Below are 21,243 nucleotides of genomic sequence, written 5' to 3'. Positions count from 1 at the left end.
GGCCCAGCGGCATCCCGGTATTTCCAAACAAACATATTTTATCCGGGGGGCGTTTGCGCAGTTGTTTTGGGTATTATTACCGATTTTTGGTACCATCAATACTGTATGGCTTACACATTTCTGCGTGTGATACACTTGAGCACTTTGATATGAAACCAGAAAAGCTCCTGCGAGGCGCAGGCAATGTGGGCCTCGGTAGACTACGCGCTTTCCAGCAGAATTTTCCGCCACAAACCGAGTTCAACGATTTATGGTACCCTCAAATTGTAGGAGGAGCGCTCTGCATGTTCGACAAGATTCTCATTGCCAATCGTGGAGAAATTGCCGTCCGGGTCATCAGGACCGCACGACGTCTGGGGATCGCTACGGTGGCTGTCTATTCGGACGCGGACAGGGGGGCACTGCATGTGCGTGTCGCTGATCAGGCGATATGCATCGGTGCTGCTCCGGCTACCGAAAGCTATCTCAATGGTGAGAAAATCATTGCCGCCGCTCGTGAAACCGGCGCGCAGGCCATCCATCCAGGCTACGGTTTTCTATCGGAAAATCCGGACTTCGTGGAGAAGGTGGAGGCAGCTGGGCTGACATTTGTCGGTCCGTCATCTCAAGCCATTCGCGCAATGGGACTGAAAGATGCCGCAAAAAGGCTGATGGAGAAAGCCGGAGTGCCGGTGGTGCCCGGCTATCATGGCGACACTCAGGCGCTTGTCGCCCTTGCCTCCAAGGCCAATGAAATCGGCTATCCGGTTTTGATCAAGGCGCGCGCGGGCGGCGGAGGCAAGGGCATGCGTCTGGTTTCCGACCCCGATGCGTTTCCCGACGCGCTGGCGGCCGCTCAACGCGAAGCAAAGGCAGCGTTCGGCGACGAGCGCATGCTGGTCGAGAAATACATCCAGTCCCCCCGGCATATCGAGGTGCAGGTTTTCGGGGACAAGCACGGTCATGCTGTCCACCTCTTCGAACGCGATTGCTCAGCCCAGCGCCGGCATCAAAAGGTGATCGAGGAGGCACCTGCGCCTGGGATGAACGAGGAAACGCGTATAGCCATGACGGAAGCGGCCGTGAAGGCGGCCAAGGCCATTTCCTATAGCGGCGCCGGCACGATCGAGTTCATTGTCGACGCTTCGGACGGGCTGCGACCGGATCGCTTCTGGTTCATGGAAATGAACACGCGGTTGCAAGTGGAGCACCCGGTGACGGAGATGGTCACAGGCGTGGACCTGGTCGAGTGGCAGCTGCGGGTGGCTGCAGGCGAGCCCCTGCCCCGCACCCAGGAAGAGATCACCCTCGCCGGCCACGCGGTCGAAGCGCGTCTTTACGCGGAGGATGCGACACGGGATTTTCTTCCGGCCACGGGAACGTTGCACCATTTGCATTTTCCCGACAGGCTCGACACCGCAACGCTGCGCGTAGATGCCGGTGTTGCGGAGAAAGATGCCATAACTCCCTTCTACGATCCGATGATTGCGAAGCTGATCGTCCATGCCCCGACCCGGGCGGGCGCTGTTGACGGACTGGCGACCGCGCTCGAACAAACCGAAATTGCCGGCTCCACCGTCAATCTCGGTTTTCTGGCGCGTCTGTTGCGTGACGATGATTTTTATGCCGGTCGCCTGGAAACGGGATTGATCGGTCGCAAACAAGATGTGCTGACCAAAACCGCACCTCTACAGGAAAGACATTTGGCAGCAGCCATTGCAGCAACGTCCATGGCCGAGCCCTCTGATCGGCCGAACGATCCATTCTCGGCTATCGCGGGATATGGCCATTTCAGCTCGCTCGTTCACAAGCGGACTGTGGTGCATGATGAGCAACTTCTGGAAGCGCGCGTTTCGGCTCAGGCAGATGGGGCCCTGGCCATTCGCCTTGGCAATGATCCATCAGACCAGCCCATCATCGTGCGGCGCGACGATCCGATCCGCATTGCCTCCTGGCCCGGTCATGTAACAGTCTTTGAGGGTGCTGATGCGGTTACATTGAGAGTGCCGGACCGTCTTCAATCCGCTGAGGAAAGCGGGGCTGGTGATAGACTAAGAGCACCAATGCCCGGTCTGGTGAAGCTGGTCCGTGCCGCGGTGAACGATGCGGTGAGAAAAGGCCAGCCACTCCTGGTGCTTGAAGCCATGAAGATGGAGCATACCATTGCCGCACCGCATGATGGTATCGTCGCCGAAATCGCGGCTGAGGGTGCACAGGTCAACGATGGAGCCATGCTCGTCCGCTTTCAGGAAGCGGAATAGCGTGTGGTGATGATGCCTTGCGCTCAGGACCCGGCCGATTTCAGGCCGGGCCCTGAACGGTCCGCCCCCCACCGCATCAGTGCATCGTCATCCATTCGCGGGCATCGCGCAGCGCTTTTGCCAGCTCCGGCTTGGACATGCCGGCCGCCAGTTCCGAGCGCAGCTCAGCCGCACGTTCAGACCCCTTGATGGCTGCAATGTTGAACCATTTGTGCGCGGCCACAAGATCGACATCGCAATCGCGACCGGTCGCATACATCATTCCAAGTTGAAACAGCACGTCGGCCTGAGTGGACGAACCAGCCGTACCGAAGCCTGCTTCCTGAACATCGTAACGTGCCATAATTCAAGATCCCTGTTTTTACTCCCGAGAGCCTTTTGTTTTGTCCCTTTCGGGCGAGCCCTTCGATGCTTTCGAGAATGCAGGGTACGGCTGAAATCGCCGTTAAATCTTGTGCTTAATTTGAAGAAAACAAAGTTCAAATTTTCAGTAAATGTCTGTTTTTGTTAAGCATCGCAAAGCCCTGCCGGGCTTGGGTTTTGGACAGACGGGCAAGCTCAAACCGTTAACGGCCGCAGCAAGGTTTTGATAACCATGCGAAACGCTTTGACGAAGCATTTTCTGAAAATTCTTGTCCTGAACCAGGCGATCGCGACGTCCCGGGCAGGCAGCGATGGGCACTCAGAAGGACCGTTGAGACATTTCTTCCTGCCGCACGGTACATTCGATTCGGAACACACTTTCGATCAGGTCTTGGCGGAAGACCTCCTCCACCAGGCCTGAGCCGGCCAGTTCGCCCCCGCGAAAGAAGACGATATGGTCGGCGACACGTGCAGCCAGGTGCAGATCATGGAGAACGCCCCCACCGTCTTGCCTTCCCGCGCTCCAAGGCAGCCCTCACCTGCGCGCTACAAGGCTTCACTGAAGATAGGCACGTAGAAATCAGTTGTATTACGTTTACGTTTGCGTAAGCTGCGCTTGCAACATCATTGGGAGGAAGAGTGATGATTGGCAGACTTGTTCTGAGCGGCGCAGCGCTGCTTTTGACTGGCGGAATCGCCTCGGCTGACCCCATCGAAGGGAATTGGCGCACGGAGTCCGGTGCGACCGCGCAGATCGCACCCTGCGGCGGCTCCTATTGCATCACGCTGAAAAGCGGCAAGCATGCGGGCAAGAAGATCGGGACATTTCAGACAGCCGGCGGCAGCAAATATACCGGCAAGATCACCGACCCGGCCAACGACAAGACCTATTCAGGCAAGGGTACGCTTTCCGGCAACAGTCTCAAAATGGGTGGTTGTGTTCTGGGAGGCCTGATTTGCAGAAACCAGACGTGGTCGCGCCTTTGAGGTGGGCGCGCCCCGGTTCGCCAGTCACATAACGAACGCTATCTCCAGTCGCCCCCCAAGCTTTCTCCCTGCGGAAAGCGCGGGGGGCGTTTGCGATGAGATGGTCGCGTCGCATCTCAATCTCAGCTGGATCATATCGTCAGCGCAGGAAGGCAGCCCGGAATCCGCCCTGCCTGAAGCGCTTAGCCTAGGGTCAGCTCGCGCGCTGCCCGAAGAGCACCTTCTGGGCTTCCTTGTCCTCGGCGATATTGCGCCGATACTCCTGACCGACCTCGAGCGCACGCGCCACCGCAGGACGTGCCATGATGGTCTCGAACCAACGCTTGAGATTCGGGAAATCGTTCAAGTCCTGCCCCTGCTGTTCATAGGGCTTCACCCAGCCTACGCTCGCCATGTCTGCGATCGTATAGTCATCGCCGGCAAGGAACGGCCGGTCCGCCAGGCGCTTGTTCATCACACCGTAGAGACGATTGACCTCGTTGGTGTAGCGGTCGATACCGTACGCGATCTTCTCTGGGGCGTATTTGCGGAAATGATGCGCCTGGCCGGCCATGGGGCCGAGACCACCCATCTGCCAGAAAAGCCATTGATCAACCTCTACGCGCGCCCGTTCGTCGGTCGGATAGAACTTGCCCGTCTTTCGACCGAGATACTGGAGGATAGCGCCGGATTCGAAAACGGAGATCGGTTCGCCGCCCGGACCTTCAGGATCGATGATCGCCGGCATGCGGTTGTTGGGTGCAATCTTGAGGAAGGAGGGTTCGAACTGTTCACCTTTGCCGATGTTCACATAGTGGACATCATAGGGAAGCCCGGTCTCTTCAAGGTAGATGGTGATTTTCCAGCCGTTGGGCGTCGGCCAGTAGTGGAGCTCAATCGGCTTGGTCTGGGTGGTCATGCTTTGTTGCCTCCTGGAGTTGGACGCCGCGCGGTCGGGGGAGGATTGCGGCAATACCCGGGCAAGTAAGCACCGGATGCCGACTTTGCAACGCGTCTGCCAGTAAACGATCCGTTATCTGTTCATAGTGTCGGCGTTAACACTGCTGAACCCTGGATGAATACCACTCTCAGTATCGGTTCAGTCCGCGTCTGCCACAGTGATGTCGACACTGAGGACGAACCAATGCTGATGCGCCGCTTTTCAATTGTCTGCCTGATCACCGCCTTCTTTGGCATGGGGCTCGCCATACTGGTCGCAGAGGCCAGCAGGCCTTCCGATCCCTGGCAGGACAATCGGCCGTTCTCCTGCTCCGCGGAGCAGGCCGCCCTTTGCGGTACAACAGCGCTGCGCTGAACAGCTCAAGTTGAGGTACGAAACGATGCGGACGATCACACACATGGCCCGGGGATTGATGTTTGCCGCCCTGGTCGGCTCCCCCCTGCTTGCGGTCCAGAACGTCCGTGCCGGCAATGAAAACATCATTGAAGGGGATTATGAACGTTCGAGTGGCGCCGGCCTTGTTTTGATGGTCAGCCTGAAACGTTCAAGGTAGGCTCAGGCCTTGAGAAGAACAAGAATATCCATATAAAAGGCCATGGAACATAGAATATACCCTCAGCCTATTCAGACGATTTCAAGCCCCGAGCCTTTTGCCCGGAAAAGCTTTACCGATGCTCGCGAAGCCGTCGCGGCATTGAGGGCGCTTTATGAGCGCAACACCGCATTCCTGCGCGAGGCCTTTGCGCAGGTAGCAAAGGAAGGAGAGAGCGACCGTCGCTTTCGCGCCTTCTATCCCGAAGTCAGCCTTGCCACCGGTTCCTATGCCCAGATCGATACGCGACTCGCCTATGGCCATGTGGCGGCGCCGGGTGTTTATGCCACCACGATCACGCGGCCCGATCTCTTTGAAGATTACCTCATCGACCAGCTGAGCCTCGTGATCCGCAACCACGGCGTGCCCATCACCATCTCCGAGTCGGAGACACCGATACCGCTGCATTTTGCGTTTCTTCAGGACACCTATGTGGAAGGGTCCATCGCTGACCGGCTGAAGCGGCCGCTGCGCGATCTCTTCGATGTACCCGATCTCAACGCCACGGATGATCATATCGTCAACGGCACACACGAGGCTCCGGCCGGTGAGCCGCTGCCGCTTGCGCCGTTTACCGCACAGCGTGTCGACTATTCGCTACATCGCCTTTCGCACTACACGGCCACGGCACCGACGCATTTCCAGAACTTCGTGCTGTTCACGAACTATCAGTTCTACATTGACGAGTTCTGCGCGCTTGCCCGTGAGATGATGGCCGAGGGCGGGAATGGCTACACCGCCTTCGTGGAACCTGGCAACATCACCACCCGGGCGGGTGAAACGAGCCCCTCTGCCAGCGCGCCGGCCCGTCTCCCGCAAATGCCCGCCTATCATTTGGTGCGCGAGGGACATGCCGGCATCACCATGGTGAATATCGGAGTTGGCCCCTCCAACGCCAAGACGATCACCGACCATGTGGCGGTGCTTCGCCCACACGCCTGGTTGATGCTCGGCCATTGCGCCGGCCTGAGAAACACGCAGGCGCTTGGCGACTATGTTCTGGCCCACGCCTATGTCCGCGAGGACCACGTGCTTGACGACGACCTGCCGGTCTGGGTGCCACTGCCTGCACTGGCCGAGGTGCAGGTGGCGCTTCAGGAAGCGGTGGCCGAAATCACCGGGCTCTCCGGCTATGAACTGAAGCGCATCATGCGCACCGGCACAGTTGCCACCATCGACAACCGCAATTGGGAACTGCGCGAACAGCGTGGACCGGTCCAGCGCCTTTCGCAATCGCGCGCGATCGCGCTCGACATGGAATCGGCGACGATTGCGGCCAACGGCTTCCGCTTCCGCGTGCCCTACGGCACTTTGTTGTGTGTTTCGGACAAGCCACTGCACGGCGAATTGAAGCTGCCGGGCATGGCCACCGATTTCTACAAGAGGCAGGTTTCACAACATCTCAAGATCGGCATGCGGGCCGTCGAGAAACTGGCCGCCATGCCGCCCGAACGGCTCCATTCGCGCAAATTGCGGAGCTTTTTCGAGACCGCCTTCCAATAGCCCGAAAATGCGGTTACGCGCGGATCGCAACTTTTCTGCCGGCACACAGTGAGCAATGGGCGCAACGGGATGAAGAAATTGAAGATCGCATCAATCCTGCCGGCCATGCTGGCGTTGGGGGTTTTTGCGGTTTCGCTGCCGCTGGTCGCAGGGTTCTGGGGTCGCCTGCACCCTGCTCTCGATTCCATGGCGCATTTCCGTCTTCACCTCGCGGTGCTGATCGCACTTTTGGCGGCACCTCTTCTGTTTGTGAGAGGCTGGCGTCAGGTCGGCGCGGCGGGAGCCGTGCTCGGTATCGCCACCCTCAGCGCCACACTGCTTTCTTTCCAGTCAACAGCCGGGACGGCAAGGGCGGAGATATCCGACGCGCCGTCGGCACGCTACCGGCTCCTTCAACTCAATTTGCGATATGACAACGCCACACCCAAGCAGGTTTTTTCTCTCATCGGACGAACGAAGCCGGACATCGTCACCCTGAACGAGGTTTCGGGCATGTGGGTGGATCAGCTTGAGTTCCTGAAGGCCACCTATCCCTATCGCGTGATCTGTCCACCGCCGGCGCGCATCGGAGGCGTTGCCATACTTTCACGTCGCCCGTTCGCAGATCCCCACGCCTATGGTTGCTATGACCGTGGCTCAATGGCCGTGGCGACCGTTCGGCTTGGGGCGGATGCTGTGGAGATCGGTGCATTGCATCTTGGCTGGCCGTGGCCGTTCGAGCAGCATCACCAGGTAAGCCGGGTCGCGCCGGTGCTTGAACGTTTCCCCGGGACAGCCATTCTGGCCGGCGATCTGAACGCAACACCATGGAGCGTGACAGCCCACCGCGTCGCCGCAGCCGGGCAGATGGACCTCATGCCCGGCATTGGCCCCACATGGATGAAGCCCATCCTTCCGGAAGCGATACGCCGGCTGGTGGGACTTCCTATCGACAATATTTTCACCAAGGGCCGCATCGTGCCGCTGACGGTCGAGCGTCTTGAGGATGTGGGGTCCGATCACCTGCCGGTTCTGCTCGAATTCTGCATCATGCCCGACGATCAGCCGGGCGACGTTCTTGAGGTCAAGCTTGCAAGAACCGGGAACTAAGCGACCGGCTTTCTCCGCGCGACGACCAGATGGCCGGGAACAGGCTTTCCCATTTCGTGCCGCACGACGATATCACCGATGGCCAAGCCGACAAAGCCATGTTTCGAGAGCATGTCGGCGAGATAGGCCTCGGAATGGGCGAAGCGCTGATGCGGCCCGACCATGAAGGCTCGCCCGGAGAGCACATCGTCCGGCAAGGTCTCGCTTGAAAAGGCCAACACCGCACCTTCAACCGAAAGCTCCGCAGCGCCGGCGAAGAAGGCTTCCAGATCACCCAGATAGGGTAGAACGTCGGTTGCAGTGATCAGGTCGAAGGGGTCGACATCCGCGTGATGAAGAAAGTCCACCGCGTCGCCCACATAAAGCGCGTCGTAAACTTCCTTTTCGTCGGTGACCTCGATCATCATTTCCGACAGGTCAACGCCGGTGATGTGATCAGCGATATCGCGCAAGACCTCGCCGGCGAGCCCCGTTCCGCAGCCGAGATCCAGCATGCGGCCGTAGGGGCCCGGAGCGACCTCCTCCAGCGCCTTGCGGGTCAAGGCCGGCACGTCATAACCCAACTGGTCGACGAGGATGCTCTCGAACGCGCCGGCGTGCTGGTCAAAAAGTGTCGCCACATAAGCTTCCGAAGCCCGGGTAGGCGTTTCGCCCCGCCCCATAGAGGCAAGCCGCACCGCCGCACCGCCATGGTCGGCCGGGTCGAGTGCCAGCACCTCCCGATAAGCGGTAGCAGCGGCGCCGAGATCGCCGGCCTTTTCAAGTGCAAGAGCACGGTTATAGGCCTCCGCCAATGCCTCCTCGTCGATGGCACTGGTGTTGACGGGTGCTTCCTCGTGCTTGGACAATGGTGTTACATCCCTGTGTAAACGGGTCCCTCGCCACCCTGCGGCGGCACCCAGTTGATATTCTGGTTGGGATCCTTGATGTCGCAGGTCTTGCAGTGGACGCAGTTCTGCGCGTTGATGACGAAACGGGCATCGGCCACGTCGCTGCCATCCGTGAGCGCATTGCCGTCACCATCCACCCACTCATAGACACCCGCCGGACAATAGCGCGAGGACGGACCTGCATAGACGGCATATTCCGACGACTTCTGCAGTTCCATGTCCTTCACCTGAAGATGAACGGGCTGCTCTTCTTCATGGTTGGTGTTGGAGAGAAAGACCGAGGAAAGACGGTCGAAGGTGAGCACGCCATCGGGTTTGGGATAATCGATGGGCTTGTGATTTGCAGCCGGCTCCAGCGATGCGGCGTCGGTCTTCCCGTGTTTCAGCGTGCCGAACAGCGAGAAGCCGAACAGCGAGTTCATCCACATGTCGAAACCGCCCATGCCGACGCCCAGAAGCGTTCCGAAGCGCGACCAGAGCGGCTTGACGTTGCGGACCTTCTTCAGGTCCTTGCCGATGTCGGAGGCGCGCCATGCTACCTCATAGCCCTCCAGCGTGTCGTTGCCCCGCCCCGCGCCCAGCGCTTCCGCGGCATGTTCGGCGGCGAGCATGCCCGAGAGCACCGCATTGTGGGAACCCTTGATCCGGGGCACGTTGACGAAGCCTGCCGAGCAGCCAATGAGGGCTCCGCCCGGAAAGACCAGTTTCGGAACCGACTGATAGCCGCCCTCGGTGATGGCGCGCGCACCATAGGAGATGCGCTTTCCGCCTTCAAACGTCTTGCTGATCGCGGGATGCGTCTTGAAACGCTGAAATTCCTGGAAGGGTGAGAGGAACGGGTTCTTGTAGTTCAGGTGAACCACGAAGCCGACCGCCACCTGATTGTTTTCCAGATGGTAGAGGAAGGAGCCGCCGCCGGTTTTCATGTCAAGCGGCCAGCCGAAGGAGTGTTGCACAAGGCCCGGCTTGTGATTCTCCGGTTTCACCTCCCAAAGCTCTTTCAGGCCGATGCCGAACTTCTGCGGCTCGCGATCCTCGGCAAGGCCGAATTTCTCGATGAGTTGCTTGGCAAGCGAACCGCGCACGCCCTCGCCGATCAGGACATATTTGCCAAGAAGCGCCATGCCGGGCTGGTAGTTGGGGCCGTGCGAGCCATCGCGTTCCACGCCCATATCGCCGGTCGCGACGCCAATGACCGCACCCTCGTCATTGTAGAGCACTTCGGCAGCAGCGAAGCCTGGATAGATCTCAACGCCGAGCCCCTCTGCATGGCCCGCAAGCCAGCGGCAGACATTGCCGAGCGAGACGGCGTAGTTGCCGTGATTGTTCATCAGTGGCGGCATCAGGAAATTGGGAATCCGCAGAGAACCCGCCGGCCCGAGAACCAGAAACTGATCGTCGGTCACGGGTGTCTTGAACGGGTGATCGGGATCGTCGCGCCACTCCGGCAAAAGCCGGTCGATGCCGATGGGATCGACGACAGCACCCGACAGGATGTGCGCACCCACCTCGCCGCCTTTTTCGAGAACGACGACGGAAAGCTCCGGATTCAGCTGCTTGAGCCGAATGGACGCGGTCAGCCCCGCCGGACCTGCGCCGACGATGACCACATCGAATTCCATGCTTTCGCGTTCCACTTCGCTCATTCCACCCTCCGCAGTCTTTTTCTCTCGCGCGCCCTGCTCACGTCCGGTGCCGGCGCGATCCGGATACCCATCAGTCCCGCATAACGGTTTCAACGCCGGGCTATAGCGCATCCGCGCTTCTGTCGAAACCAGAGAAGTTGCATCAATCCATTCCTGATTGATGCCTTCCAATATTACTTTAACGTAAACGTAAATAAATCAGAACCAGCACGCAGGCAATTCCTGTTTGCCTCCCGGATCGAATCCACGCAGTTTCAGCTTGTTTCATGATTGGGGGACAGGAAGTGAGTCTACCGGAGAACCCGCTGCTGAGGGCCTACAGGCAGAGACCGGTCGCCGTGACCGCTTTCTGCGTTCTCGCTGTCCTTGCCATTCAGGCGCTGTTCCTGAAACTCATGGGACAGACAACAATCTGTGACTGCGGCACGGTGAAGCTCTGGTACTCGGACCCTTCCGGCCCCGAGACCTCCCAGCATATCGGGGACTGGTACACCTATTCGCACTTTCTGCACGGTCTGCTCTTCTATGGCCTTCTTTGGCTCATCGCCCCACGCATGCCGCTCGGTTATCGCCTCGCGCTTGCTGTAGGGCTGGAAGCAGCGTGGGAGATGGCGGAAAACACGCCAATGGTCATCAATCGCTACCGCGAATCCGCACTCGCTCAGGGATATTACGGAGACAGCGTCATCAATTCGCTCTCCGACACGCTTGCAACCATTGCCGGCTTCTTCGTCGCACGTTTTTCACCTCTTTGGCTGAGCATTCTCCTGGTGGTTGTGACGGAGATTTTCATGGCGGTCATGATCCGCGACAATCTCACTTTGAACATTCTCCAGCTGATCTATCCATCCGAAGCCATCTCCAGTTGGCAGACGGGCGGCTGAGGCATGCTTTTTCGTTCTCCGGAACGTGAAATGACGGTATAATGCGGAAGGAAGGGAGGTGCTGCCCTGCCCCGAACCGCGTCCATAGTCTTGCTCCCTCTGCTCGCTGTCCTTCTGGGCGCGGGGCCGGGAGATGACGGGCGTTGGCAGGCCGGCCCTTATTCCTTTTCCGATGAACTCGGCGGATTTCGCATTCTGGCTGTTTCAGGCACAGGTTCGCGCGGCGATCCCGTGCTTCTCCAGCAGGAGCTTTACACGGCGTCTGCCGTCGTGCTGGTGATCCGGGCCAGCGGGGAGGTCCCGCGATATGCCTATGACGAAAGGGCGGGAACGGGCTATCTCTTCATCGAGATCGACACGCTCAATGCAAGCAACCTGCCTTGGGTCGAGTTTGAATTCGAGCTTCAAGAGTTGCGCGGCGTCTCGAGCGTGTATGGAGACGGGCTCTCTTTCGATCAGAGGAATGTGGGATCCGAGCGCATCGGCTCCGATACGTTCGCCACGCATGATCGCAAACTCGAACCCTATGACAGGCTTCTGTTCCAGGCGGGCACGGTCAACGCAGGTCATTCCGTGACATTTCGGCTACTGATCACCGACCTGACACCCAAGCCGGTGTTTTATTTGGTACAGGACCCGCGCATTCCCGCTTCCTGACCTTGCAACCAGCGGCAAAGAAAGAGAAAATGCTTTCTTTCACCCCGCCGACGCTCAGGATACCGGACGCGATGGATTCCGCTGGACTAAGGGAGCTTCTGACCTTCTATGCCGATGCCGGCGTGGACGAGCCCCTTTTGGATGAAGCGCCCGACCGTTTTCAGGAAACGCGTGCGGAGGCGGAGAAAAGAGCGGCGCAACGACAGCAGCCAACGCAGCAGAAACCAGTGGCGACCAGGCAGCCTAACCCTGCCGCTCCGGCCGCAGTCAAAGCCGCGGTGCCCGACGATGCGCAGGCAGCGCGCGCGCGTGAGATCGCCAAGAATGCGGAAAGTCTGGATGCGCTGCGCGATTTGCTCTCCACCTTCGATGGCTGCAATCTGAAGACCACGGCGAAAAACACCGTTTTCGCCGACGGAAATCCTCAGGCCAGCGTGATGTTCGTCGGCGAGGCACCGGGTCGCGACGAGGACATTCAAGGGCTCCCCTTCGTCGGTCGCTCCGGCAAGCTGCTGGATCGCATGCTGGCGGCCATCGGTCTCGACCGCACCTCCGTCTATATTTCCAACGTGATCCCGTGGCGGCCGCCCGGCAATCGGGATCCCTCCCCTCTGGAAACGGAAATCTGCCGCCCGTTCATCGAACGGCATATAGAGCTTGTTGCGCCCAAAGTTCTGGTGACGCTCGGGAATCCCTCAACCAAGCTGCTGCTTAACACGCAGACCGGTATCATGCGGATGCGTGGCAACTGGGCGATGCACAAGACGCCGTCTGGCCTCGACATCCCCACCATGCCAACGCTCCACCCCGCATATCTCCTGCGAAATCCGGCCCACAAAAAGCTTGCCTGGCAGGATTTTCTGCAGATCAAACTGAAGCTGGAAAGCGCTCACTAAGGCGAAAGAAGCGCGCGCGTTAAGTCTGCATTAACCCTGTTGGCTCACGATTGCGCCTCATAACAACGTCCCGGAGTCGAGCATGTATGTTCGCGTCACGTCCGGGGGGCACCTGTTCTTAATTTTCACTTTCCTCATCAACGGATCGTACCCCGCTTCTGGCGCGGACTTGGTGACTTTAGATGTCCCGGTTCCGCCGAACGTCGAGAAAGCACCTTTGCTGCTGGAGTTCAGCCCGCACTTTTCCGGCTTCGTCGAGTTGAACTCGGCACTGGGCAAGGCCCATTTTGAAGAAGACACTGCTAAAACCAGCGGCTGGGGCCTGCGCGGCGTGGCGAACCTGCCGATAGGGGAACGCTTCAATATCCAGCTCGATGGCCGGTTCGAAAATCTGAAATTCGAGGATCTTACCGATCAGTCCATCGAGTTCGGTGCTCACACCTACTATCGCAATCCTGACCGCTTTGCTCTTGGCCTTTATGGGCAGTATGAGCGAATCTCCAGCGAAACCCTGGCATTGGGGCCCAAGGAAATCGCAGTTGGATTGGAAGGTGCCGTTTTTCTCAGCCAGTCCACCGTTCTGGGCCAAATCGGCGTGGAAGCGGCGCAACTGGAAGGGGAAGACGCATCCAAGCTCAATGGGCTGATTGGTGCACGATACTATCAGACCGACAACCTGCGTTTCGATCTCGATGCGGGCTTCGAGCGATTGGTGAACGAAGATACCGTACGAAAAACCTACTCGATTTCCACGGCCGCCAATTACCGGCTTTCTGACAAGCCGATAACCGCGTTCGGCGGATACCGGTTCCGGTCATCCTCGATGACTTCTGGCGATGTGCCTGCCGGTGACACAACCTCCCACGGCATCGTCGCCGGCTTTCGTTATCATTTCGGCTCAACCAGCCTGAAAGATGAAGAGCGCAATGGTCCGCTCTGGACAGCTGCGCCCTATCTCGACTTTTAACGGCAGAACCGCCGGGCCGCGCCGCTGCGCGGTCCTGCTCCTTTCAGCTTTGCGCCTCACGCATCGCAGCAAACTGAAGCAGGGCGAATAAGGCTACCGCGCAGGCCTGAGCGCTGACGAACACCATGCCGAGCAGATTGGGAGAAACCCACCCACTTGCCAGCAACGCAAAGCTCAACACCGCCCAGACCGCGTTGAGCAGGACCACATCCATCAGAAGCAGGCGGGGCAGTACCTTCCGCGCCGCAATCACCAACAGCATCACGACGAATGTCACCAGTATCACGCCGGCCCAGAATAGGAGCTCTTCGGGCAATGCGAGGAGGCGCGACAGCGGTGCAGCAGCGAAGACAAGCAGAAGTGCTGCGGCACCACTCATCATGGCATCCAGATGGAGTGTTCTTCTGAGCGCGGGCGTAAGGGTGAATGGCATGACGGCTTCCTTTCTTCAGACTTTTCGTGGCTGGTCGCGGATCGACCTGGAAGCTGGAAAGTGAGCCATGGAGCGCTGTCTGGCGACTACCTGCGAGGTAATGGAAATGCATGCCAGTTGACTCTACAGTCTTCCCATGAAGACAAACATCACCACGGCAGCAAAAACGAACGCGGGTACGCTGATCAGGGAGTGGCGTGAGCGTCGGCGCATGAGCCAGCTCCATCTGGCGCTGGAGGCGGGCATTTCCCAACGCCATCTCAGTTTCCTGGAACGGGGCCGCTCCAACCCCTCGCGGGACATGGTTCTGCTTTTGTCGGAAAGCCTTTCCATTCCGCTTCGTCAGCGCAATCGCATCCTCCTTGCCTCAGGCTATGCGCCCGGTTTCTCAGAACGCGATCTTCACGACCCGGATTTGAAACCGGCAATGGAGGTGGTGCAGGCGGTGCTTGATGGCCACGCGCCCAACCCGGCCATCGCGATCGACCGGCATTGGACGATGGTCGCAGCAAACCAAGCCATCGCGCCTCTGCTAGAGGGTGTGATCAATGCGGACCTGCTAAAGCCGCCCGTAAACGTTTTGCGCCTCAGCTTGCATCCCGAGGGGCTTGCGCCGAGCATCATCAACCTGCCTGCATGGCGTGCGCATGTGCTGGAACGGTTGCGTCACCTGATCGACCAGACAGCCGATCCGCAACTGACGGCACTGGAGAAGGAGTTGGCGGCCTATCCAGTCGAAAAGACCGGCCCGCCCCCCAAAACCAACCCGACAGACATGATTGCTGTCCCGCTGCGCTTGCGCCTGCGAACTACCGAACTCTCCTTCATCACCACGACGACGGTGTTCGGAACACCGCTCGACGTGACACTGTCGGAACTTGCCATTGAAAGCTTTTTTCCGGCCGACCCAGAAACGGCTGGCTTTTTGCGACAGGTTCAGAGCCGAGGCTCATGAGGAAGGCGGCACGAAACGGCGGGCAGCGACCCGCCTGAGGCCAAGGCGGCGCTCGCGCCAGATGATGAAGAGCCCGGCTCCGATCACGATCATTCCGCCTACCAGGGTGTAAAGGGTCGGCACGTCGCCGAAAGCGAAGTAACCAATGACAATGGCCAGAAGCATCGACGTGTATTCGAAAGGAGCAATCGTGGAGAGTTCCGCATGACGATAGCACTCTGTCATCAGAATTTGCGCCATCCCGCCGCAAATGCCCGCGCCCGCCAAGGCGAGATATTGACCGCGCGATAATTCCGCCCATCCGAAAGGAATGGTGAACAGGGAGAGCACGGTGGCCGTCACCGAGAACCACAAAACGATGGTGGCCGTCTTCTCTGTTTGAACGAGACGCCGGACCAGAAGCATTGCGACGGCAGAGCCGGTCGCGCCGCACAGGGCAGCGATGACCCCCACCGCTTCGGCCGCCTCAAGGCCGGCGTTTCCGGTCAGAAGGGTCAGTTTCGGCCAGGCGATGATGATAACCCCCAGAAAGCCGACTGCAACGGCGCTCCAGCGGTAAATGCGAACCACCTCGCCCATGAAAATGGCCGAGAAAACGACAACAATGAGCGGCTGGGCGTAGTTGAGTGTGATCGCATCGGGCAGAGGCAATCGTGTCAGCGCGAAGAAGCCAAGCCCCATAGAGGTCACCCCCACCAGACCGCGCATGATGTGGCTGACGGGATGTCTGGTGCGAAAAGCGGTTGCCAACTCCCGCCGCCAGGCAAGCATAGCGATGATCGGGAATATCGCAAAAAAGGAGCGAAAAAAGACGATCTGGCCCGAGGGGACCATCCCCGCCGACTTGATCAGCGAGGACATCATAACAAAAACCGAGACCGAAATAACCTTCAGCGTGATGCCGATCAGTGGTTTGCTTTCAGCACCGACTTCGGTCTCAGCGGGCATGATGTTTTTCCTATAAGGCCGATAAAGAAGCGGGAGGGCGGAGCGAAATCAACGCCAACAATGCCATCATGCCGCCTTTCGGGCCTGCCGGATCGCCTCCCACACGCGCGAAGGCGTGGTTGGCATGTCGATATGCGTGATGCCATAGGCATGGTAGAGCGCATCCGTCACGGCGTTGAGAACCGCTGGCGTGGCGCCGATTGTCCCGGCCTCACCCGCCCCCTTGATGCCCATCGCATTGGTCGTCGAGGGAACGTTGCGGGTTTCGAAATGGATGAACGGCAGATCATCCGCACGCGGCATGGCGTAATCCATGAAGCTCGCAGTGATCAATTGCCCATCCTCCGAATAGACCGTGTCTTCCGTCAGCGCCTGCCCAAGCCCCTGCGCCACACCGCCATGAACCTGACCAGCGAGAAGGATCGGGTTCACTGTCGCGCCGAAATCGTCAACGATCCAATAAGCTACAACTTGTGTGCGGCCGGTTTCCGGATCGATTTCGACCTCGCAGATATGGGTGCCGTTGGGATAGGTCGCCTCTTCCTGCACGAACTCGCCGAAGCCTTCCAGATCTTCGGGTGCCTTGGCGGCCTTCGCAATCGCTGAAAAGTCCACGGCCCGGTCTGTGCCTACGATGCGCGCAGCCCCACCGAACAGTTCGATGTCATCCACGGAGGCTTCAAGTTCATCCGCCGCCAGTTTTCGAATTTTCTCGGCAAGGTCTTCACCGGCGCGCGCGGCAGAGACACCGCCCAGCGGAATGGAGCGCGAGCCGCCCGTGCCGCCACCGGAGGCCAATTCGTCCGTGTCGCCCTGGCGCACTGTGATCCGGTCGATGTCGATGTTGAGCTTGTCCGCCACGAACTGGGCGTAGGCGGTGGCGTGTCCCTGACCGTTGGACTGGGTCCCGATCAGAAGTGTGACACTCCCATCGTCGTTGAGCCGGACATGGGCCGGCTCCGAACCGGCAAAGGCGCAGGCTTCAACATAGGTGGCCATGCCGATGCCACGCAGTTTTCCGTTGCGGCGTGACGTTTCCAGCCGCTCTTCGAACGTGGCCCAGCCGGCGTTCTGCATGCACTTGTTCATGTGCCCCTCGAACTCGCCGACGTCGTAAAGACGACCGGTCTGGGTGCGATAGGGAAACTGTTCGGGCCTTATGAAGTTGCGGCGGCGTATTTCGTCACGCCCGATGCCAAGGTCCCGCGCGCAGGCGTCGACCAGCTTCTCGAGCAGGAATGCGGCTTCAGGACGCCCCGCCCCGCGATAGGCATCCACCGGGCAAGTGTTGGTGTAGACGCCATTGATTGTCACATCGAGCGCCCGGATGTCATAAACGCCCGTCGACATGGAGACGCCGACAAACGGGATGAAGGGACCAAACTGAGATATATAGGCGCCCATGTTCGCCGTGAGGTCGATCCGTAGACCAAGGAAACGCCCTTCACTGTCCATTGCCATCTCGGCAGTCACCACATTGTCGCGGCCCTGCGCATCAGTCATGAAATGCTCGTTGCGATCACCGGTCCACTTGACTGGACGACCCAGCCGTTTTGCTGCCTCCATGACCATGGCGTATTCGCGGTAGACAAAGGTTTTCGGACCAAAACCGCCACCGACATCCGGCGTGATCACACGCAGATTTTCAGGGTCGATGCCAAACGTCTTGCAAAGAATCCCGCGCATGGAGTGCACACCTTGCGAGCCGGTGGTCAACACAAAGCGGTTTTCGTCGCTGCGCCACTCGGCCAGCGCTGCACGTGGCTCCATGTAGTTGCAGACGAGACGGTTGTTCACGAACTGGATGCGGGTAACACGGTCGGCCTTCTCGAACGCCGCGTCCGATTTCTCCTTGTCACCCACATGGTAAAGAAATGCACGGTTCGATCCGAGCTCCGGCCAGACCAGTGGGGAATCCTCGGACAGGGCGGCTGCAGTCGAGGCTATGGCCTCCTCGTCCTCGAAATCGATTTCGATCAGCTCTGCGGCATCTTGCGCCTGGGCGCGGCTCTCGGCAACCACCAGGGCCACCGCGTCGCCGACATACTGGACACGATCACGGCACAGAATCGGGATGTCACGCGTAGGAGCGCGTGTTCCGTCCGGTTGCTTCTGCATGGCGCCGGAACGCAGGTCTTTCAGATGCGCCACATCCGAGCCCGTCAGGACCAGATGGACACCTGGCGCGGCCTGCGCCTCCTCGACGGAGGTTATGCTAAAGCTCGCCTTGGCCACAGGCGAGCGCACCACGTAAAGATGCAACGTTCCTTCAGGCAGAAAATCATCCGTATAACGCCCTCGGCCAGTAATGAACGCCGCATCTTCCTTGCGGCGCACGGAGGCCCCCATCCCGAATTTCGGCGTCATCACAGTCATGCGGAATCCCTTCTGGCCAATCGCGGGTTGACCGATTTTCGGTGAGCTGGCTGGAAACAGTCGAGCGACATATGCTGTCTTAGTTTTGTCGAGCCTGATGATTGTGTAAAGAGCAGCAATCCGATTTTGTTGGACCAGACAGCTCACAGATTGCCGGCCCCATCACCCGGCCGTAGAAAGAATAGCGATGCGTACAGAAAGCGGCCAGATTTTTCGTCTCGAGGACTATCAGCCAAGCAATTATCTCATTCCCGAGATAGCGCTTGATTTTCGGCTGGACCCTCAGGAAACGCTGGTGACGGCCACGCTGACAGTTGAACGGATCGCCCGGGCTCCAGCTGATGCACCACTGATTCTCGATGGAGACGGGCTGACGCTGGAAGCACTGCGGATCAATGGAGAGGAGGCCGCGACTGACAGCCATGACGTGTCGCCGGATCGCCTGACAATCACACGTCTGCCGGCTTCCCGGCAGTTCGAACTCACCATCGTCACGCGGATCGCGCCAGCGATGAACACGACGTTGATGGGGCTCTATGTTTCGAACGGCGTTTTCTGCACACAATGCGAAGCCGAAGGGTTCCGCCGCATCACCTATTTCCTCGACCGGCCCGATATCCTCTCGGTCTATACGGTGCGCATGGAGGCGGACCGATCAGAGGCGCCTCTTCTCTTGTCAAACGGCAATCCGGTGGAAAAGGGGGTTCTCGCGGACGGGCGTCATTTCGCCGTCTGGCATGATCCTTTCCCCAAACCCTCGTATCTGTTCGCGCTCGTCGCCGGCGATCTTGGTGTGGTGAAGGACCGCTTCACCACCGCCTCGGGGCGGGAGGTCGATCTTGGGATCTATGTCGAACATGGGAAGGAAGAACGCGCGACCTACGCGATGGATGCGTTGAAACGCTCGATGCGCTGGGACGAGGATCGTTTCGGGCGCGAATACGATCTCGATGTGTTCAACATTGTCGCCGTGTCGGATTTCAACATGGGCGCGATGGAGAACAAGGGACTCAACGTCTTCAACGACAAATATGTGCTCGCGGATCACGACACCGCAACAGATGCAGATTTCGCCAATATAGAAGCTATCATCGCGCATGAATATTTTCACAATTGGACAGGCAATAGAATCACTTGCCGGGATTGGTTCCAGCTCTGCCTAAAGGAAGGCCTCACCGTTTTTCGCGATCATGAATTCTCCGCGGATCAGCGATCGCGTGCAGTCAAACGTATTGCCGAAGTCCGTGGACTTCGCGCACATCAGTTTCCCGAAGACCAGGGTCCTCTCGCGCATCCCGTGCGACCACGCCGCTACCGCGAGATCAACAATTTCTACACCGCGACCGTCTACGAAAAGGGCTCTGAAGTCGTCCGCATGCTGTGCACGATTTTGGGCTCCGAGGCTTTCCGAGCCGGGATGGATCTCTATTTCGATCGCCATGACGGACAGGCCGTAACCATCGAGGATTTTGTAAAATCCTTCGAGGATGCTTCCGGACGGGATCTCAGCCAGTTTTCGCTCTGGTACCATCAGGCCGGCACACCCAATGTGGCGCTTTCATCGCGTTATGATGGCAATAAGAACGCGCTGACGGTCGAGATCGAGCAATCCGTGCCGCCGACACCCTCCGAAAACCGCAAACGCCTGATGCACATTCCTCTCGCTTTCGGCCTTGTTGGTCCGGACGGGAGCGATCTCGACTACGAAAGTGTGGAGGGAGCGAATGTCGAAAATGGTGTGATGCACCTGCGTAGACGCCGACACCAGATCACCTTCAAGGGTGTGACGGCGCGTCCAGTTCTGTCAATAAACCGGGGCTTCTCCGCTCCAGTCACGCTTTCCGTCGAAATCAATGCCAACGAGCAACTCTTCCTTGCCCGCCATGATAGCGACCCGTTTTCCCGCTGGCAGGCGCTGAACACGCTCCTGACCGGCGCCTTGATTACAGCCAGCAAGTCAGTGCGCGGGGGAAAGAAGCCGGTATTTGACGACGAGATTATCTCAATCACGGCGGACCTGGCCGCTGATGAAACGCTGGAGGAGGCTTTTCGAGCGTTGACCCTGAGCGTGCCCGGCGAAGCCGACGTGGCGCGTGAAATCGGGCGCGATATTGACCCCGATACAATCCACGCTGCCCGCAAAGCTCTTCTCCTGGCGATCGCGCAGGCAGGCGGTGAAACCTTCCGTAAGCTCTATGATGGGCTGCTCGACAACGCGCCCTTCTCGCCGGATGCGCGCAGTGCGGGGCGTCGCGCACTGCGGAACACATTGATCGAATTTCTCACCCTGGATGATGCAAACCCCGCAGCCGCATACAGGCAATTTGAAGACGCCGACAACATGACGGAGCGCGCAGGCGCGCTCACGGTTCTTGCACAGCACTTCCATGATACCGCCGAGGGCAGAGCTGCGCTGGCGGCCTTCGAGGAGCGCTACAGCAACAACCCGCTCGTGCTCGACAAATGGTTCCAGATCCAGGCGATGATCCCATCGGCAGAAACAGTTTCCTTGATCCGCAACCTGATGAAGCATCCCCAGTTCTTGCTCGCCAATCCAAACAGGGTGCGCGCCCTGGTCGGGACTTTCTCGATGGCGAACCAGACGGCCTTCCACAGTGCCGATGGCGAAGGATATCGCCTCGTCGCAGAGACGGTCACCGCGCTCGACCGTCACAATCCGCAGGTGGCAGCTCGTCTCGCCACCGCATTCCGTTCCTGGCGCTCGCTGGAAAAGGGCCGACGCGAGCATGCGCGCAAGCTTCTCTCCGAAATGGCCAGGCGCGACGACCTCTCTCGTGACCTGGCGGATATACTGGAACGAACCCTCGCCTGACAGGCTGATTAATATCTTTTTTACCAAGACCTCTGGACAAGGCG

Annotated in this window: 18 protein-coding genes; 11 read left to right on the top strand and 7 right to left on the bottom strand. The window is 59.0% G+C overall.

The features are described from left to right. Positions 1 to 284 precede the first annotated feature (284 nt). A complete protein-coding gene (locus tag KW403_RS14870) occupies positions 285 to 2,240 on the top strand; it encodes an acetyl/propionyl/methylcrotonyl-CoA carboxylase subunit alpha (protein WP_223020226.1) in 1,956 nt (651 codons plus the stop codon). A gap of 76 nt (positions 2,241 to 2,316) precedes the next feature. Here the strand turns inward: KW403_RS14870 and KW403_RS14865 are convergent, their stop codons facing one another. Beyond that, positions 2,317 to 2,583, bottom strand: coding sequence for an SEL1-like repeat protein (locus tag KW403_RS14865; protein WP_223020225.1), 267 nt, complete (start codon positions 2,581 to 2,583; stop codon positions 2,317 to 2,319). A gap of 662 nt (positions 2,584 to 3,245) precedes the next feature. Here KW403_RS14865 and KW403_RS14860 point away from each other — a divergent pair. Continuing rightward, positions 3,246 to 3,590, top strand: a complete 345-nt coding sequence (locus KW403_RS14860) for a DUF2147 domain-containing protein (protein WP_223020224.1) — start codon at positions 3,246 to 3,248, stop codon at positions 3,588 to 3,590. Between the two features lie 193 nt (positions 3,591 to 3,783). Here KW403_RS14860 and KW403_RS14855 read toward each other — a convergent pair whose 3' ends face one another. After that, on the bottom strand, positions 3,784 to 4,488 hold the full coding sequence (locus tag KW403_RS14855) for a glutathione S-transferase family protein (protein WP_223020223.1): 705 nt from the start codon (positions 4,486 to 4,488) through the stop codon (positions 3,784 to 3,786). Positions 4,489 to 4,713: 225 nt separating this feature from the next. Between KW403_RS14855 and KW403_RS14850 the strand changes: the two genes are divergently transcribed. The 3 genes from KW403_RS14850 to KW403_RS14840 all read left to right on the top strand — a co-directional run bounded on the left by KW403_RS14850 (position 4,714) and on the right by KW403_RS14840 (position 7,714). Then, the gene (locus tag KW403_RS14850) at positions 4,714 to 4,884 is read left to right on the top strand and encodes a hypothetical protein (RefSeq protein ID WP_223020222.1); all 171 of its coding nucleotides are present in this window, start codon (positions 4,714 to 4,716) and stop codon (positions 4,882 to 4,884) included. 241 nt (positions 4,885 to 5,125) lie between these two features. Then, the gene (locus KW403_RS14845) at positions 5,126 to 6,625 is read left to right on the top strand and encodes an AMP nucleosidase (RefSeq protein WP_223020221.1); all 1,500 of its coding nucleotides are present in this window, start codon (positions 5,126 to 5,128) and stop codon (positions 6,623 to 6,625) included. Between the two features lie 69 nt (positions 6,626 to 6,694). After that, positions 6,695 to 7,714 carry an endonuclease/exonuclease/phosphatase family protein gene (locus KW403_RS14840; RefSeq protein ID WP_246637803.1) on the top strand — a complete coding sequence of 340 codons (1,020 nt, stop codon included), beginning with the start codon at positions 6,695 to 6,697 and terminating at the stop codon, positions 7,712 to 7,714. Here KW403_RS14840 and KW403_RS14835 read toward each other — a convergent pair. After that, positions 7,711 to 8,562, bottom strand: coding sequence for a methyltransferase domain-containing protein (locus tag KW403_RS14835; protein ID WP_246637802.1), 852 nt, complete (start codon positions 8,560 to 8,562; stop codon positions 7,711 to 7,713). The two genes, KW403_RS14840 and KW403_RS14835, sit on opposite strands and share 4 nt — an antisense overlap. A 5-nt stretch (positions 8,563 to 8,567) precedes the next feature. Continuing rightward, positions 8,568 to 10,250: an electron transfer flavoprotein-ubiquinone oxidoreductase gene (locus KW403_RS14830; protein WP_223020220.1), complete on the bottom strand. Its 1,683-nt coding sequence runs from the start codon at positions 10,248 to 10,250 to the stop codon at positions 8,568 to 8,570. A 266-nt stretch (positions 10,251 to 10,516) separates the two neighbouring features. Between KW403_RS14830 and KW403_RS14825 the strand changes: the two genes are divergently transcribed. The 4 genes from KW403_RS14825 (at position 10,517) to KW403_RS14810 (ending at position 13,654) form a co-directional block, all read left to right on the top strand. Continuing rightward, positions 10,517 to 11,134, top strand: coding sequence for a DUF2585 family protein (locus KW403_RS14825; RefSeq protein WP_246637801.1), 618 nt, complete (start codon positions 10,517 to 10,519; stop codon positions 11,132 to 11,134). Positions 11,135 to 11,224: 90 nt separating this feature from the next. Then, entirely contained in the window at positions 11,225 to 11,791 is a 567-nt protein-coding gene (locus tag KW403_RS14820) for a hypothetical protein (protein WP_246637800.1), read from the top strand. Between the two features lie 29 nt (positions 11,792 to 11,820). Then, positions 11,821 to 12,687 carry a uracil-DNA glycosylase gene (locus KW403_RS14815; RefSeq protein WP_378596111.1) on the top strand — a complete coding sequence of 289 codons (867 nt, stop codon included), beginning with the start codon at positions 11,821 to 11,823 and terminating at the stop codon, positions 12,685 to 12,687. An 82-nt stretch (positions 12,688 to 12,769) separates the two neighbouring features. Beyond that, positions 12,770 to 13,654 carry a hypothetical protein gene (locus KW403_RS14810; RefSeq protein ID WP_223020219.1) on the top strand — a complete coding sequence of 295 codons (885 nt, stop codon included), beginning with the start codon at positions 12,770 to 12,772 and terminating at the stop codon, positions 13,652 to 13,654. A gap of 43 nt (positions 13,655 to 13,697) precedes the next feature. On the opposite strand, the gene KW403_RS14805 is transcribed toward KW403_RS14810, so the two are convergent. Continuing rightward, positions 13,698 to 14,087, bottom strand: coding sequence for a hypothetical protein (locus KW403_RS14805; protein ID WP_223020218.1), 390 nt, complete (start codon positions 14,085 to 14,087; stop codon positions 13,698 to 13,700). A gap of 136 nt (positions 14,088 to 14,223) precedes the next feature. On the opposite strand from KW403_RS14805, the gene KW403_RS14800 reads away from it, so the two are divergent. Beyond that, a complete protein-coding gene (locus tag KW403_RS14800) occupies positions 14,224 to 15,042 on the top strand; it encodes a helix-turn-helix domain-containing protein (protein WP_223020217.1) in 819 nt (272 codons plus the stop codon). Here the strand turns inward: KW403_RS14800 and KW403_RS14795 are convergent. Then, entirely contained in the window at positions 15,037 to 15,990 is a 954-nt protein-coding gene (locus KW403_RS14795) for a DMT family transporter (protein WP_223020216.1), read from the bottom strand. The two genes, KW403_RS14800 and KW403_RS14795, sit on opposite strands and share 6 nt — an antisense overlap. Before the next feature lie 66 nt (positions 15,991 to 16,056). Next, a complete protein-coding gene (locus KW403_RS14790; RefSeq protein ID WP_223020215.1) occupies positions 16,057 to 18,366 on the bottom strand; it encodes a xanthine dehydrogenase family protein molybdopterin-binding subunit in 2,310 nt (769 codons plus the stop codon). Positions 18,367 to 18,553: 187 nt separating this feature from the next. Between KW403_RS14790 and pepN the strand changes: the two genes are divergently transcribed. Next, positions 18,554 to 21,199, top strand: a complete 2,646-nt coding sequence (gene pepN / locus KW403_RS14785) for an aminopeptidase N (RefSeq protein ID WP_223020214.1) — start codon at positions 18,554 to 18,556, stop codon at positions 21,197 to 21,199. Positions 21,200 to 21,243 lie beyond the last annotated feature (44 nt).

The sequence above is a fragment of the Nitratireductor kimnyeongensis genome, from assembly GCF_019891395.1.
GTDB lineage: Bacteria > Pseudomonadota > Alphaproteobacteria > Rhizobiales > Rhizobiaceae > Nitratireductor > Nitratireductor kimnyeongensis.
This window is presented reverse-complemented; position numbering and strand designations above follow the sequence as displayed.